This is a genomic window from Bacillus swezeyi (genome assembly GCF_030908325.1).
Lineage (GTDB): Bacteria > Bacillota > Bacilli > Bacillales > Bacillaceae > Bacillus > Bacillus swezeyi.
Genome location: NZ_CP133085.1, coordinates 90,079 through 105,414, shown reverse-complemented (window position 1 = coordinate 105,414; position 15,336 = coordinate 90,079). Strand labels below are relative to the sequence as shown.

Annotated in this window: 6 protein-coding genes, 9 tRNA genes and 5 rRNA genes; all 20 read right to left on the bottom strand. The window is 50.1% G+C overall.

All coding sequences use genetic code 11. The features are described 5' to 3' along the window. Positions 1-32: 32 nt before the first annotated feature. Positions 33-2,963, bottom strand: a 23S ribosomal RNA gene (locus RBH91_RS00570). A 162-nt stretch (positions 2,964-3,125) separates the two neighbouring features. Continuing rightward, positions 3,126-4,674: ribosomal RNA gene (locus RBH91_RS00565) — 16S ribosomal RNA — on the bottom strand. Between the two features lie 152 nt (positions 4,675-4,826). Beyond that, positions 4,827-4,902: transfer RNA gene (locus tag RBH91_RS00560), tRNA-Ala, on the bottom strand. A 6-nt stretch (positions 4,903-4,908) separates the two neighbouring features. Further along, positions 4,909-4,985, bottom strand: a tRNA-Pro gene (locus tag RBH91_RS00555). 10 nt (positions 4,986-4,995) lie between these two features. Next, positions 4,996-5,072: transfer RNA gene (locus RBH91_RS00550), tRNA-Arg, on the bottom strand. 9 nt (positions 5,073-5,081) lie between these two features. Continuing rightward, positions 5,082-5,167 (bottom strand) — tRNA-Leu (locus tag RBH91_RS00545). A gap of 9 nt (positions 5,168-5,176) precedes the next feature. Beyond that, positions 5,177-5,251: transfer RNA gene (locus RBH91_RS00540), tRNA-Gly, on the bottom strand. Positions 5,252-5,270: 19 nt separating this feature from the next. Beyond that, positions 5,271-5,353 (bottom strand) — tRNA-Leu (locus tag RBH91_RS00535). A gap of 6 nt (positions 5,354-5,359) precedes the next feature. Then, positions 5,360-5,435 (bottom strand) — tRNA-Lys (locus RBH91_RS00530). A 35-nt stretch (positions 5,436-5,470) separates the two neighbouring features. Further along, positions 5,471-5,546: transfer RNA gene (locus RBH91_RS00525), tRNA-Thr, on the bottom strand. A gap of 18 nt (positions 5,547-5,564) precedes the next feature. After that, a tRNA-Val gene (locus tag RBH91_RS00520) sits at positions 5,565-5,640 on the bottom strand. 20 nt (positions 5,641-5,660) lie between these two features. Continuing rightward, a 5S ribosomal RNA gene (gene rrf / locus RBH91_RS00515) occupies positions 5,661-5,776 on the bottom strand. 132 nt (positions 5,777-5,908) lie between these two features. Then, positions 5,909-8,839, bottom strand: a 23S ribosomal RNA gene (locus RBH91_RS00510). Between the two features lie 162 nt (positions 8,840-9,001). Further along, positions 9,002-10,550 (bottom strand): 16S ribosomal RNA (locus RBH91_RS00505). Together the 16S, 23S and 5S rRNA genes with 9 tRNA genes alongside form the textbook arrangement of a ribosomal RNA operon. A 297-nt stretch (positions 10,551-10,847) precedes the next feature. After that, the gene (gene lysS / locus RBH91_RS00500) at positions 10,848-12,347 is read right to left on the bottom strand and encodes a lysine--tRNA ligase (protein ID WP_307893088.1); all 1,500 of its coding nucleotides are present in this window, start codon (positions 12,345-12,347) and stop codon (positions 10,848-10,850) included. A gap of 84 nt (positions 12,348-12,431) precedes the next feature. Continuing rightward, the gene (gene dusB / locus RBH91_RS00495; protein WP_076760989.1) at positions 12,432-13,433 is read right to left on the bottom strand and encodes a tRNA dihydrouridine synthase DusB; all 1,002 of its coding nucleotides are present in this window, start codon (positions 13,431-13,433) and stop codon (positions 12,432-12,434) included. Positions 13,434-13,449: 16 nt separating this feature from the next. Next, a complete protein-coding gene (locus tag RBH91_RS00490; protein WP_076760990.1) occupies positions 13,450-13,659 on the bottom strand; it encodes a helix-turn-helix domain-containing protein in 210 nt (69 codons plus the stop codon). Further along, complete coding sequence (gene folK, locus RBH91_RS00485) at positions 13,611-14,111, bottom strand: 2-amino-4-hydroxy-6-hydroxymethyldihydropteridine diphosphokinase (RefSeq protein ID WP_307893086.1); 501 nt, start codon at positions 14,109-14,111, stop codon at positions 13,611-13,613. The genes RBH91_RS00490 and folK overlap by 49 nt, the downstream gene beginning before the upstream one ends. Beyond that, entirely contained in the window at positions 14,108-14,470 is a 363-nt protein-coding gene (gene folB / locus RBH91_RS00480; RefSeq protein WP_307894606.1) for a dihydroneopterin aldolase, read from the bottom strand. The genes folK and folB overlap by 4 nt, the downstream gene beginning before the upstream one ends. Next, positions 14,463-15,320: a dihydropteroate synthase gene (folP, locus tag RBH91_RS00475; RefSeq protein WP_307893084.1), complete on the bottom strand. Its 858-nt coding sequence runs from the start codon at positions 15,318-15,320 to the stop codon at positions 14,463-14,465. Before folP ends, folB begins: the two co-directional genes overlap by 8 nt. Positions 15,321-15,336 lie beyond the last annotated feature (16 nt).

Sequence of the window (15,336 nt, the reverse complement as noted above, 5' to 3'; positions counted from 1 at the left end):
TAGATAACGGTCAGACATTTCACAAAAATATTTAGGTTAAGTCCTCGATCGATTAGTATCTGTCAGCTCCATGTGTCACCACACTTCCACCTCAGACCTATCAACCTGATCATCTTTCAGGGATCTTACTTCCTTGCGGAATGGGAAATCTCATCTTGAGGGGGGCTTCATGCTTAGATGCTTTCAGCACTTATCCCGTCCGCACATAGCTACCCAGCGATGCCCTTGGCAGAACAACTGGTACACCAGCGGTGCGTCCATCCCGGTCCTCTCGTACTAAGGACAGCTCCTCTCAAATTTCCTGCGCCCGCGACGGATAGGGACCGAACTGTCTCACGACGTTCTGAACCCAGCTCGCGTACCGCTTTAATGGGCGAACAGCCCAACCCTTGGGACCGACTACAGCCCCAGGATGCGATGAGCCGACATCGAGGTGCCAAACCTCCCCGTCGATGTGGACTCTTGGGGGAGATAAGCCTGTTATCCCCGGGGTAGCTTTTATCCGTTGAGCGATGGCCCTTCCATGCGGAACCACCGGATCACTAAGCCCGACTTTCGTCCCTGCTCGACTTGTAGGTCTCGCAGTCAAGCTCCCTTGTGCCTTTACACTCTGCGAATGATTTCCAACCATTCTGAGGGAACCTTTGGGCGCCTCCGTTACCTTTTAGGAGGCGACCGCCCCAGTCAAACTGCCCACCTGACACTGTCTCCCTGCCCGATAAGGGCAGCGGGTTAGAAGGTCAATACAGCCAGGGTAGTATCCCACCGATGCCTCCACCGAAGCTAGCGCTCCGGTTTCCAAGGCTCCTACCTATCCTGTACAAGCTGTACCAACATTCAATATCAGGCTGCAGTAAAGCTCCACGGGGTCTTTCCGTCCTGTCGCGGGTAACCTGCATCTTCACAGGTACTATAATTTCACCGAGTCTCTCGTTGAGACAGTGCCCAGATCGTTGCGCCTTTCGTGCGGGTCGGAACTTACCCGACAAGGAATTTCGCTACCTTAGGACCGTTATAGTTACGGCCGCCGTTTACTGGGGCTTCAATTCGCACCTTCGCATACGCTAAGCGCTCCTCTTAACCTTCCAGCACCGGGCAGGCGTCAGCCCCTATACTTCGCCTTACGGCTTCGCAGAGACCTGTGTTTTTGCTAAACAGTCGCCTGGGCCTATTCACTGCGGCTCTCTCGGGCTTGCACCCTAACAGAGCACCCCTTCTCCCGAAGTTACGGGGTCATTTTGCCGAGTTCCTTAACGAGAGTTCTCTCGATCACCTTAGGATTCTCTCCTCGCCTACCTGTGTCGGTTTGCGGTACGGGCACCTCTCACCTCGCTAGAGGCTTTTCTTGGCAGTGTGGAATCAGGAACTTCGCTACTATATTTCGCTCGCCATCACAGCTCAGCCTTTACGGGAAACGGATTTGCCTATTTCCCAGCCTAACTGCTTGGACGCGGATATCCAATACCGCGCTTACCCTATCCTCCTGCGTCCCCCCATTGCTCAAATGGTGAGGAGGTGGTACAGGAATATCAACCTGTTATCCATCGCCTACGCCTTTCGGCCTCGGCTTAGGTCCCGACTAACCCTGAGCGGACGAGCCTTCCTCAGGAAACCTTAGGCATTCGGTGGAGGGGATTCTCACCCCTCTTTCGCTACTCATACCGGCATTCTCACTTCTAAGCGCTCCACGAGTCCTTCCGGTCTCGCTTCACAGCCCTTAGAACGCTCTCCTACCACTGTTCGTAAGAACAGTCCGCAGCTTCGGTGATACGTTTAGCCCCGGTACATTTTCGGCGCAGAGTCACTCGACCAGTGAGCTATTACGCACTCTTTAAATGGTGGCTGCTTCTAAGCCAACATCCTGGTTGTCTAAGCAACTCCACATCCTTTTCCACTTAACGTATACTTTGGGACCTTAGCTGGCGGTCTGGGCTGTTTCCCTTTCGACTACGGATCTTATCACTCGCAGTCTGACTCCCAAGGACAAGTCTTTGGCATTCGGAGTTTGACTGAATTCGGTAACCCGGTAGGGGCCCCTAGTCCAATCAGTGCTCTACCTCCAAGACTCTTACCTTGAGGCTAGCCCTAAAGCTATTTCGGAGAGAACCAGCTATCTCCAGGTTCGATTGGCATTTCACCCCTACCCACACCTCATCCCCGCACTTTTCAACGTGCGTGGGTTCGGGCCTCCATTCAGTGTTACCTGAACTTCACCCTGGACATGGGTAGATCACCTGGTTTCGGGTCTACGACCACGTACTCATGCGCCCTATTCAGACTCGCTTTCGCTGCGGCTCCGTCTTTTCAAACTTAACCTTGCACGGGATCGTAACTCGCCGGTTCATTCTACAAAAGGCACGCCATCACCCGTTAACGGGCTCTGACTACTTGTAGGCACACGGTTTCAGGATCTATTTCACTCCCCTTCCGGGGTGCTTTTCACCTTTCCCTCACGGTACTGGTTCACTATCGGTCACTAGGAAGTATTTAGCCTTGGGAGATGGTCCTCCCGGATTCCGACGGAATTTCACGTGTTCCGCCGTACTCAGGATCCACTCAGGAGAGAACGAAGTTTTGACTACAGGGCTGTTACCTCCTATGGCGGGCCTTTCCAGACCTCTTCATCTACCTCGTTCTTTTGTAACTCCGTACAGAGTGTCCTACAACCCCAAGAGGCAAGCCTCTTGGTTTGGGCTGTTCCCGTTTCGCTCGCCGCTACTCAGGGAATCGCATTTGCTTTCTCTTCCTCCGGGTACTTAGATGTTTCAGTTCCCCGGGTCTGCCTTCTCATATCCTATGAATTCAGATATGGATACTGCTCCATTACGAGCAGTGGGTTTCCCCATTCGGAAATCTCCGGATCAAAGCTTGCTTACAGCTCCCCGAAGCATATCGGTGTTCGTCCCGTCCTTCATCGGCTCCTAGTGCCAAGGCATCCACCGTGCGCCCTTTCTAACTTAACCATTAAAAAGAATCACTACAGAAAATTCTTGTGAATGTCTACTTTTCGTTATCTAGTTTTCAAAGAACACGTTTTGAAGGAATGATCCTTCAAAACTAAACAAGATCTAAACGCACCTGTCTATAAGACCGGTAAGGTCTTATATTCCGTATAATATCCTTAGAAAGGAGGTGATCCAGCCGCACCTTCCGATACGGCTACCTTGTTACGACTTCACCCCAATCATCTGTCCCACCTTCGGCGGCTGGCTCCAAAAGGTTACCTCACCGACTTCGGGTGTTACAAACTCTCGTGGTGTGACGGGCGGTGTGTACAAGGCCCGGGAACGTATTCACCGCGGCATGCTGATCCGCGATTACTAGCGATTCCAGCTTCACGCAGTCGAGTTGCAGACTGCGATCCGAACTGAGAACAGATTTGTGGGATTGGCTGAGCCTCGCGGCTTCGCTGCCCTTTGTTCTGTCCATTGTAGCACGTGTGTAGCCCAGGTCATAAGGGGCATGATGATTTGACGTCATCCCCACCTTCCTCCGGTTTGTCACCGGCAGTCACCTTAGAGTGCCCAACTGAATGCTGGCAACTAAGATCAAGGGTTGCGCTCGTTGCGGGACTTAACCCAACATCTCACGACACGAGCTGACGACAACCATGCACCACCTGTCACTCTGCCCCCGAAGGGGAAGCCCTATCTCTAGGGGTGTCAGAGGATGTCAAGACCTGGTAAGGTTCTTCGCGTTGCTTCGAATTAAACCACATGCTCCACCGCTTGTGCGGGCCCCCGTCAATTCCTTTGAGTTTCAGTCTTGCGACCGTACTCCCCAGGCGGAGTGCTTAATGCGTTTGCTGCAGCACTAAAGGGCGGAAACCCTCTAACACTTAGCACTCATCGTTTACGGCGTGGACTACCAGGGTATCTAATCCTGTTCGCTCCCCACGCTTTCGCGCCTCAGCGTCAGTTACAGACCAGAGAGTCGCCTTCGCCACTGGTGTTCCTCCACATCTCTACGCATTTCACCGCTACACGTGGAATTCCACTCTCCTCTTCTGCACTCAAGTTCCCCAGTTTCCAATGACCCTCCCCGGTTGAGCCGGGGGCTTTCACATCAGACTTAAGAAACCGCCTGCGCGCGCTTTACGCCCAATAATTCCGGACAACGCTTGCCACCTACGTATTACCGCGGCTGCTGGCACGTAGTTAGCCGTGGCTTTCTGGTTAGGTACCGTCAAGGTACCGCCCTATTCGAACGGTACTTGTTCTTCCCTAACAACAGAGCTTTACGATCCGAAAACCTTCATCACTCACGCGGCGTTGCTCCGTCAGACTTTCGTCCATTGCGGAAGATTCCCTACTGCTGCCTCCCGTAGGAGTCTGGGCCGTGTCTCAGTCCCAGTGTGGCCGATCACCCTCTCAGGTCGGCTACGCATCGTCGCCTTGGTGAGCCATTACCTCACCAACTAGCTAATGCGCCGCGGGTCCATCTGTAAACGGCAGCCGAAGCCGCCTTTTATGATTGAACCATGCGGTTCAATCAAGCATCCGGTATTAGCCCCGGTTTCCCGGAGTTATCCCAGTCTTACAGGCAGGTTACCCACGTGTTACTCACCCGTCCGCCGCTAACCTAAGGGAGCAAGCTCCCGTCGGTCCGCTCGACTTGCATGTATTAGGCACGCCGCCAGCGTTCGTCCTGAGCCAGGATCAAACTCTCCATGAAGTTTGATAATGACTACGCACATTCGCATGTGCGATTTATTTAATGAATTAACAGGTACGTTTGTCTTGTTTAGTTTTCAAAGATCATTGTTAAAGCAACTCTATTATTATATCTCTATTGAAATAAATAGTCAAGTGCTTTTTTAAAATAAATGGTGGAGCCTAGCGGGATCGAACCGCTGACCTCCTGCGTGCAAAGCAGGCGCTCTCCCAGCTGAGCTAAGGCCCCAAAGAATGGTCGGGAAGACAGGATTCGAACCTGCGACCCCATGGTCCCAAACCATGTGCTCTACCAAGCTGAGCTACTTCCCGTTACACATAATGGCGCGCCCGAGAGGAGTCGAACCCCTAACCTTTTGATCCGTAGTCAAACGCTCTATCCAATTGAGCTACGGGCGCATATGTCAATGCCGAGGGCCGGACTTGAACCGGCACGGTAGTCACCTACCGCAGGATTTTAAGTCCTGTGTGTCTGCCAATTCCACCACCCCGGCGTGGATGGTTGGAGCGGAAGACGGGATTCGAACCCGCGACCCCCACCTTGGCAAGGTGGTGTTCTACCACTGAACTACTTCCGCATATTAGAATTTTTAAGAATGCGGGTGAAGGGACTCGAACCCCCACGCCATAAAGACACTAGATCCTAAGTCTAGCGCGTCTGCCAATTCCGCCACACCCGCATAAAATGGTGAGCCATGAAGGACTCGAACCTTCGACCCTCTGATTAAAAGTCAGATGCTCTACCAACTGAGCTAATGGCTCTTTAAAAGAGACTTTAATATAATATCATATAAAAGTGGTGCCGGCAAGAGGACTTGAACCCCCAACCTACTGATTACAAGTCAGTTGCTCTACCAATTGAGCTACACCGGCTCGTTATAAAGATATTAATGGTGGAGGATGACGGGATCGAACCGCCGACCCTCTGCTTGTAAGGCAGATGCTCTCCCAGCTGAGCTAATCCTCCGTTTGCACTTGCGTGCAACAGCTTGGCGGCGTCCTACTCTCACAGGGGGAAACCCCCAACTACCATCGGCGCTGAAGAGCTTAACTTCCGTGTTCGGCATGGGAACGGGTGTGACCTCTTCGCTATCGCCACCAAACTATGCCTTCAGGACGAAGGTACTGGGCGTTCCTCACAGGAAGTGAGGGCCTTTAGCCGAGTTTCCTTGCCTTTGGCTTTTGAGAGCATTCTCTCAAAACTAGATAACGGTCAGACATTTCACAAAAATATTTAGGTTAAGTCCTCGATCGATTAGTATCTGTCAGCTCCATGTGTCACCACACTTCCACCTCAGACCTATCAACCTGATCATCTTTCAGGGATCTTACTTCCTTGCGGAATGGGAAATCTCATCTTGAGGGGGGCTTCATGCTTAGATGCTTTCAGCACTTATCCCGTCCGCACATAGCTACCCAGCGATGCCCTTGGCAGAACAACTGGTACACCAGCGGTGCGTCCATCCCGGTCCTCTCGTACTAAGGACAGCTCCTCTCAAATTTCCTGCGCCCGCGACGGATAGGGACCGAACTGTCTCACGACGTTCTGAACCCAGCTCGCGTACCGCTTTAATGGGCGAACAGCCCAACCCTTGGGACCGACTACAGCCCCAGGATGCGATGAGCCGACATCGAGGTGCCAAACCTCCCCGTCGATGTGGACTCTTGGGGGAGATAAGCCTGTTATCCCCGGGGTAGCTTTTATCCGTTGAGCGATGGCCCTTCCATGCGGAACCACCGGATCACTAAGCCCGACTTTCGTCCCTGCTCGACTTGTAGGTCTCGCAGTCAAGCTCCCTTGTGCCTTTACACTCTGCGAATGATTTCCAACCATTCTGAGGGAACCTTTGGGCGCCTCCGTTACCTTTTAGGAGGCGACCGCCCCAGTCAAACTGCCCACCTGACACTGTCTCCCTGCCCGATAAGGGCAGCGGGTTAGAAGGTCAATACAGCCAGGGTAGTATCCCACCGATGCCTCCACCGAAGCTAGCGCTCCGGTTTCCAAGGCTCCTACCTATCCTGTACAAGCTGTACCAACATTCAATATCAGGCTGCAGTAAAGCTCCACGGGGTCTTTCCGTCCTGTCGCGGGTAACCTGCATCTTCACAGGTACTATAATTTCACCGAGTCTCTCGTTGAGACAGTGCCCAGATCGTTGCGCCTTTCGTGCGGGTCGGAACTTACCCGACAAGGAATTTCGCTACCTTAGGACCGTTATAGTTACGGCCGCCGTTTACTGGGGCTTCAATTCGCACCTTCGCATACGCTAAGCGCTCCTCTTAACCTTCCAGCACCGGGCAGGCGTCAGCCCCTATACTTCGCCTTACGGCTTCGCAGAGACCTGTGTTTTTGCTAAACAGTCGCCTGGGCCTATTCACTGCGGCTCTCTCGGGCTTGCACCCTAACAGAGCACCCCTTCTCCCGAAGTTACGGGGTCATTTTGCCGAGTTCCTTAACGAGAGTTCTCTCGATCACCTTAGGATTCTCTCCTCGCCTACCTGTGTCGGTTTGCGGTACGGGCACCTCTCACCTCGCTAGAGGCTTTTCTTGGCAGTGTGGAATCAGGAACTTCGCTACTATATTTCGCTCGCCATCACAGCTCAGCCTTTACGGGAAACGGATTTGCCTATTTCCCAGCCTAACTGCTTGGACGCGGATATCCAATACCGCGCTTACCCTATCCTCCTGCGTCCCCCCATTGCTCAAATGGTGAGGAGGTGGTACAGGAATATCAACCTGTTATCCATCGCCTACGCCTTTCGGCCTCGGCTTAGGTCCCGACTAACCCTGAGCGGACGAGCCTTCCTCAGGAAACCTTAGGCATTCGGTGGAGGGGATTCTCACCCCTCTTTCGCTACTCATACCGGCATTCTCACTTCTAAGCGCTCCACGAGTCCTTCCGGTCTCGCTTCACAGCCCTTAGAACGCTCTCCTACCACTGTTCGTAAGAACAGTCCGCAGCTTCGGTGATACGTTTAGCCCCGGTACATTTTCGGCGCAGAGTCACTCGACCAGTGAGCTATTACGCACTCTTTAAATGGTGGCTGCTTCTAAGCCAACATCCTGGTTGTCTAAGCAACTCCACATCCTTTTCCACTTAACGTATACTTTGGGACCTTAGCTGGCGGTCTGGGCTGTTTCCCTTTCGACTACGGATCTTATCACTCGCAGTCTGACTCCCAAGGACAAGTCTTTGGCATTCGGAGTTTGACTGAATTCGGTAACCCGGTAGGGGCCCCTAGTCCAATCAGTGCTCTACCTCCAAGACTCTTACCTTGAGGCTAGCCCTAAAGCTATTTCGGAGAGAACCAGCTATCTCCAGGTTCGATTGGCATTTCACCCCTACCCACACCTCATCCCCGCACTTTTCAACGTGCGTGGGTTCGGGCCTCCATTCAGTGTTACCTGAACTTCACCCTGGACATGGGTAGATCACCTGGTTTCGGGTCTACGACCACGTACTCATGCGCCCTATTCAGACTCGCTTTCGCTGCGGCTCCGTCTTTTCAAACTTAACCTTGCACGGGATCGTAACTCGCCGGTTCATTCTACAAAAGGCACGCCATCACCCGTTAACGGGCTCTGACTACTTGTAGGCACACGGTTTCAGGATCTATTTCACTCCCCTTCCGGGGTGCTTTTCACCTTTCCCTCACGGTACTGGTTCACTATCGGTCACTAGGAAGTATTTAGCCTTGGGAGATGGTCCTCCCGGATTCCGACGGAATTTCACGTGTTCCGCCGTACTCAGGATCCACTCAGGAGAGAACGAAGTTTTGACTACAGGGCTGTTACCTCCTATGGCGGGCCTTTCCAGACCTCTTCATCTACCTCGTTCTTTTGTAACTCCGTACAGAGTGTCCTACAACCCCAAGAGGCAAGCCTCTTGGTTTGGGCTGTTCCCGTTTCGCTCGCCGCTACTCAGGGAATCGCATTTGCTTTCTCTTCCTCCGGGTACTTAGATGTTTCAGTTCCCCGGGTCTGCCTTCTCATATCCTATGAATTCAGATATGGATACTGCTCCATTACGAGCAGTGGGTTTCCCCATTCGGAAATCTCCGGATCAAAGCTTGCTTACAGCTCCCCGAAGCATATCGGTGTTCGTCCCGTCCTTCATCGGCTCCTAGTGCCAAGGCATCCACCGTGCGCCCTTTCTAACTTAACCATTAAAAAGAATCACTACAGAAAATTCTTGTGAATGTCTACTTTTCGTTATCTAGTTTTCAAAGAACACGTTTTGAAGGAATGATCCTTCAAAACTAAACAAGATCTAAACGCACCTGTCTATAAGACCGGTAAGGTCTTATATTCCGTATAATATCCTTAGAAAGGAGGTGATCCAGCCGCACCTTCCGATACGGCTACCTTGTTACGACTTCACCCCAATCATCTGTCCCACCTTCGGCGGCTGGCTCCAAAAGGTTACCTCACCGACTTCGGGTGTTACAAACTCTCGTGGTGTGACGGGCGGTGTGTACAAGGCCCGGGAACGTATTCACCGCGGCATGCTGATCCGCGATTACTAGCGATTCCAGCTTCACGCAGTCGAGTTGCAGACTGCGATCCGAACTGAGAACAGATTTGTGGGATTGGCTGAGCCTCGCGGCTTCGCTGCCCTTTGTTCTGTCCATTGTAGCACGTGTGTAGCCCAGGTCATAAGGGGCATGATGATTTGACGTCATCCCCACCTTCCTCCGGTTTGTCACCGGCAGTCACCTTAGAGTGCCCAACTGAATGCTGGCAACTAAGATCAAGGGTTGCGCTCGTTGCGGGACTTAACCCAACATCTCACGACACGAGCTGACGACAACCATGCACCACCTGTCACTCTGCCCCCGAAGGGGAAGCCCTATCTCTAGGGGTGTCAGAGGATGTCAAGACCTGGTAAGGTTCTTCGCGTTGCTTCGAATTAAACCACATGCTCCACCGCTTGTGCGGGCCCCCGTCAATTCCTTTGAGTTTCAGTCTTGCGACCGTACTCCCCAGGCGGAGTGCTTAATGCGTTTGCTGCAGCACTAAAGGGCGGAAACCCTCTAACACTTAGCACTCATCGTTTACGGCGTGGACTACCAGGGTATCTAATCCTGTTCGCTCCCCACGCTTTCGCGCCTCAGCGTCAGTTACAGACCAGAGAGTCGCCTTCGCCACTGGTGTTCCTCCACATCTCTACGCATTTCACCGCTACACGTGGAATTCCACTCTCCTCTTCTGCACTCAAGTTCCCCAGTTTCCAATGACCCTCCCCGGTTGAGCCGGGGGCTTTCACATCAGACTTAAGAAACCGCCTGCGCGCGCTTTACGCCCAATAATTCCGGACAACGCTTGCCACCTACGTATTACCGCGGCTGCTGGCACGTAGTTAGCCGTGGCTTTCTGGTTAGGTACCGTCAAGGTACCGCCCTATTCGAACGGTACTTGTTCTTCCCTAACAACAGAGCTTTACGATCCGAAAACCTTCATCACTCACGCGGCGTTGCTCCGTCAGACTTTCGTCCATTGCGGAAGATTCCCTACTGCTGCCTCCCGTAGGAGTCTGGGCCGTGTCTCAGTCCCAGTGTGGCCGATCACCCTCTCAGGTCGGCTACGCATCGTCGCCTTGGTGAGCCATTACCTCACCAACTAGCTAATGCGCCGCGGGTCCATCTGTAAACGGCAGCCGAAGCCGCCTTTTATGATTGAACCATGCGGTTCAATCAAGCATCCGGTATTAGCCCCGGTTTCCCGGAGTTATCCCAGTCTTACAGGCAGGTTACCCACGTGTTACTCACCCGTCCGCCGCTAACCTAAGGGAGCAAGCTCCCGTCGGTTCGCTCGACTTGCATGTATTAGGCACGCCGCCAGCGTTCGTCCTGAGCCAGGATCAAACTCTCCATGAAGTTTGATAATGACTACGCACATTCGCATGTGCGATTTTATTTAATGAATTAACAGGTACGTTTGTCTTGTTTAGTTTTCAAAGATCATTGTTAAAGCGACTTTTATATTGTATCTAATCCTCAATATAAAGTCAAGAACTTTTTTCTAAGTTCTTATTTTGTTTCATCGCCGTTTTTGCGGCAACGAATAATAATATACCATCGTATTTATGATTGCGCAATACTTTTTTGAGAAAAAATAAAATTTGTTTTTAAATAAGCAGCAGCCGTTTATATTGCGGCTGCTGCCCGAAGCTCTTAACGATGTCTCATTTGCGGGAATAATAAAACGTCCCTGATTGAAGGTGAATTCGTCAAAAGCATAATAAGCCTGTCAATGCCGATTCCTAAACCGCCGGTAGGAGGCATTCCATACTCTAATGCTTCGACAAAGTCCTCATCCATCATATGAGCTTCATCATTTCCTTCTTCACGTTCTTTTAATTGCGCCTCAAAGCGCTCTTTTTGATCAATAGGGTCATTTAGTTCAGTAAATGCATTTGCATGCTCACGCCCCACAATAAACAGCTCAAAACGGTCTGTAAAGCGAGGGTCTTCAGGATTTTTCTTAGCTAGCGGCGAAATTTCTACAGGGTGTCCATATATAAAGGTTGGCTGAATCAAAGTTTCCTCAACCTTTTGTTCGAAGAATTCGTTTATAATATGTCCCACTGACATACTTTCAGAAATTTCAACATTGTGCTCCTTAGCGTATGCTCTTGCTTCCTCCACCGAAACTTCTTTCCGGAAGTCGACACCTGTTGCTTCTTTAACGGCATCCACCATATGAAGCCTCTTCCACTCAGGTTTAAGATCGACTTCATCATCTCCATATTGAACAGTTGTAGTGCCCAGCACTTCTTCAGCAATATGAGCGATGAGGTTTTCCGTTAAGCTCATAATATCTTTATAGTCAGCATAAGCTTCATAAAGTTCGATCATCGTAAATTCAGGGTTGTGCCGCGTAGACACTCCTTCATTCCGGAATACGCGTCCGATTTCATAGACCTTTTCAAGCCCTCCGACAATCAGCCTTTTCAAATGGAGTTCAATCGCGATTCTCATGTAAAGCGGCATATCGAGCGCATTATGATGAGTGATGAATGGGCGGGCGGACGCTCCCCCAGGAATCGCATGCATTGTAGGTGTTTCAACCTCTAAGTATCCGTGATCATCCAGGTATCTTCTCATTGATTGAATGATTTTGCTGCGCGTAATAAATGTATTTTTGCTTTCGGGATTCACGATCAAATCCAAATAGCGCTGCCGATAGCGCTGTTCTATGTCTTTTAAGCCATGGTATTTGTCAGGAAGCGGGCGAAGAGCTTTTGTTAAAAGATCAAATGATGTTGCTTTAACAGACAACTCGCCGACTTTCGTTTTGAACATAACACCTGTAACACCAATTAAGTCCCCCAGATCAGAGCCTTTAAACAATTCGTACTGTTCTTCTCCGACGCTGTCTTTTCTCACGTATATCTGGATTTGGCCTTTTAAATCCTGAATATGTGCAAACCCGGCTTTTCCCTTGCCGCGCTTTGTCATCATCCGGCCTGCAATCGTTACTTCGATTGCTTTCTCTTCTAAATCTTCCTTTGTGTACTCATTATACAAATCAATTAGTTCAGCGGATTGATGGGAGCGTTCAAAACGCTGGCCGAAAGGGTCCTTGCCGCTTTCTCTTAATTGATTCATTTTGTCTCGTCTGACTTGCAGCTGGTCGTTTAATTCTTCATGGTTATGCTCTTCATGACTCATCATATATCACTCCGTTACTTTTAGTCTTTCAGGAAAAAAGCAGAAAAACTGCCAGTTAAAACTGGCAGTGAGCAGAGGTCGGATTTATCCTACTTTTACATCCTGAAGCTCTTTTGCCTCGGCTTCAATCGTAAACGCATCTAAAAGCTGAACGAGCTCATCTCTCGTTTCACAATGGTTGATTTCATTCCGGACCTTTGCGTTTCCTCTTATGCCTTTTAAATACCAGGCTGCGTGTTTTCTCATTTCACGAACCGCCACATTTTCTCCTTTTAGTTCGATTAAACGGTCAAGGTGAAGTTTGCAGACGGACATTTTTTCACGCACTTTCGGCTCATCTTTCAATTCGCCTGTCTCCAGATAGTGAACCGTACGGTAAATCATCCAAGGATTCCCTAAAGCTGCACGGCCGATCATCACACCGTCGACTCCTGTTTCATCAAGCATGCGCTTTGCATCTTGAGGGGTTTTAACATCGCCGTTTCCGATAACAGGTATTGATACAGACTGCTTCACTTCTTTGATGATATCCCAGTTCGCCGTTCCTTCATACATTTGCACGCGAGTCCTTCCATGAAGAGCCACCGCTTTTCCGCCAGCGCGTTCAACAGCTCTCGCATTCTCAACAGCGTATATATGGTCTTCATCCCAGCCCATCCTCATCTTAACGGTGACGGGCTTATCGACGGAATCAACCACAGCAGAAACCATCTCATAAATTTTATTTGGATCAAGCAGCCATTTGGCCCCCGCATCACATTTTGTAATCTTTGGCACCGGACATCCCATGTTAATATCAATAATATCAGCAGTTGTGTTTTGGTCAACGAATTTTGCGGCTTCGACGAGCGTTTCTTTTTCACCGCCGAAAATTTGCAGGCTCAGCGGCTTTTCCCGTTCATCGATGTAAAGCATGCCCATCGTTTTGGCGTTATTGTAAAGAATGGCTTTGTCACTGACCATTTCAGCACATACCAATCCCGCTCCAAATTCTTTAACAGTTAAACGGAAAGCGGAATTGCATACTCCGGCCATCGGCGCCAGCACAACTCTGTTTTTTAATTCGATATCACCGATTTTAAACATTTTTTGTCCTCCTTTCTTATTCTTCTGGTGGAGATAATTCCTCCACTGTTATATTTAAAGTATTGGCTACATCTCTAAGCATGCTTTCCGACGGCATTCGATTTCCCCGTTCTACTTCGCCCAGCACAGAAACGGACATACCCAGAGCTTTGGCAAACCCTTCTTGAGTATAACCTTTCAGCTTTCTGTACGCACGAATTCGTCTACCCCAGATTTCTGCTTCCATACTCTTACACCTTCTTGATTTTTCGCATGATCTACAGACCCCTCATAGTCCGGATAAATCTCCAGCAGCGGGACGAGTACAAACAAACGTTCATGCATTCTCGGATGGGGAACAATGAGTTGCTCTGTCTCAATATTTTCACGATTATACAGCAAAATGTCAAGGTCTGCCGTTCTCGGCCCCCACCTGATGTTACGCGTCCGGCCGAGTTCATTCTCGATATGCTGAGTCAAATCAAGCAATTCAAATGGGGAGAGCGACGTTTTAACGGCAGTAGCCATGTTTAAAAATGGAGCCTGATCTGTGTATCCGACTGGATCTGTTTCATAGATAGACGAAACTTTTGTAACCGTCACAGATGGATGTTGATGAAGGAGAGCGACAGCTTTTTTTAAATATTCTTCCCGCGAGCCGATATTCGAGCCCAGCGCTATATATGCCGTGTGTTTCATTTTCGCTTTCTCGTCATCTCAATGGCTACGGATTTATAATGTCCGGGAATCGGCGGATCCGGCTTTATCACTTTAACCGTGCATTCCTGAACCGCTTCAAATTGCTTCAGCACTTTTTCGGCGATGGTTTCTGTAAGGGTTTCAACAAGGTTGACCGGCTCTCCTTCTACGACCTCTTTGCAAAGCTTATACAATTCTGCGTAATTAATGGTCGCGTCAATATTGTCGGTCTTCCCCGCTTCACTTAGATCCAAAGATGCCGTCAAATCGACGCGAAACCGCTGGCCAAGTTTGTTTTCCTCCTGAAAAACCCCGTGGTATCCGTAAAATTCCATACCCTCTACATATACTTTATCGATGATAAACGCCCCCTTTATCAATCATTGCATCCATCATTTTCGCCATTCTCGAGATTTGTTTAACGTCATGGACTCTGACAATGTCGCATCCCTTTTGAATACCGAGGCATACTGTCGCACCCGTGCCTTCCGCCCGCTCCTCAGGAGGAAGATCCAGGACGCGTCCGATAAATTTCTTGCGCGAGGTTCCCAATAAAACCGGGTAGCCGAACTCGCTGAACCGCTCAAGCTGATTCATGACCGCAAGATTGTCCTGATATGTTTTGGCAAAGCCGATACCGGGGTCAAGGATGATGTGGTGTTCTTGTACTCCAGCTGACTTCGCAATGCTCACGCATTCCATCAGATCAGACAACATGTCCGGTATTAAATCTGTATAATTTCGCTCAGGGCGATTATGCATCAAGACAATTGGTACATCATGCGCGGCCGCGACCGGAGCCATTTCGGGATCAGCTTTAGCCCCCCATACATCATTGATAATGGAAGCCCCGGCTTTAACGGCTTCATCTGCCACCTGTGCCTTATATGTGTCGACAGAAATCGGCACATCGATTTCCTGTGCGAGCTTTTCAATGACAGGAATAACTCTGGCAAGCTCCTCATCAACAGAAACTTTTTCCGCTCCGGGTCTTGTTGATTCTCCTCCGATATCAAGGATATGGGCGCCGTCTTCTATCATCTGCTTTGCATGAATCACGGCTCGATCTATACTGTTATATTTTCCACCGTCTGAAAACGAATCCGGAGTAACGTTTAAAATTCCCATAATTAATGTCTTGTCTTCATATGACAACGTGTGTTGTTTTGCAATCAGCCGCTTTGGACGAACCGTTGTTTGCAGCGCCATATCCTTCACCCTTTAG

Excerpts from the sequence above, each read along its gene's own strand:
- lysS (WP_307893088.1), bottom strand. The coding sequence starts at position 12,347 with ATGAGTCATGAAGAGCATAACCATGAAGAATTAAACGACCAGCTGCAA.
- dusB (WP_076760989.1), bottom strand. The coding sequence starts at position 13,433 with ATGTTTAAAATCGGTGATATCGAATTAAAAAACAGAGTTGTGCTGGCG.
- RBH91_RS00490 (WP_076760990.1), bottom strand. The coding sequence starts at position 13,659 with ATGGAAGCAGAAATCTGGGGTAGACGAATTCGTGCGTACAGAAAGCTG.
- folK (WP_307893086.1), bottom strand. The coding sequence starts at position 14,111 with ATGAAACACACGGCATATATAGCGCTGGGCTCGAATATCGGCTCGCGG.
- folP (WP_307893084.1), bottom strand. The coding sequence starts at position 15,320 with ATGGCGCTGCAAACAACGGTTCGTCCAAAGCGGCTGATTGCAAAACAA.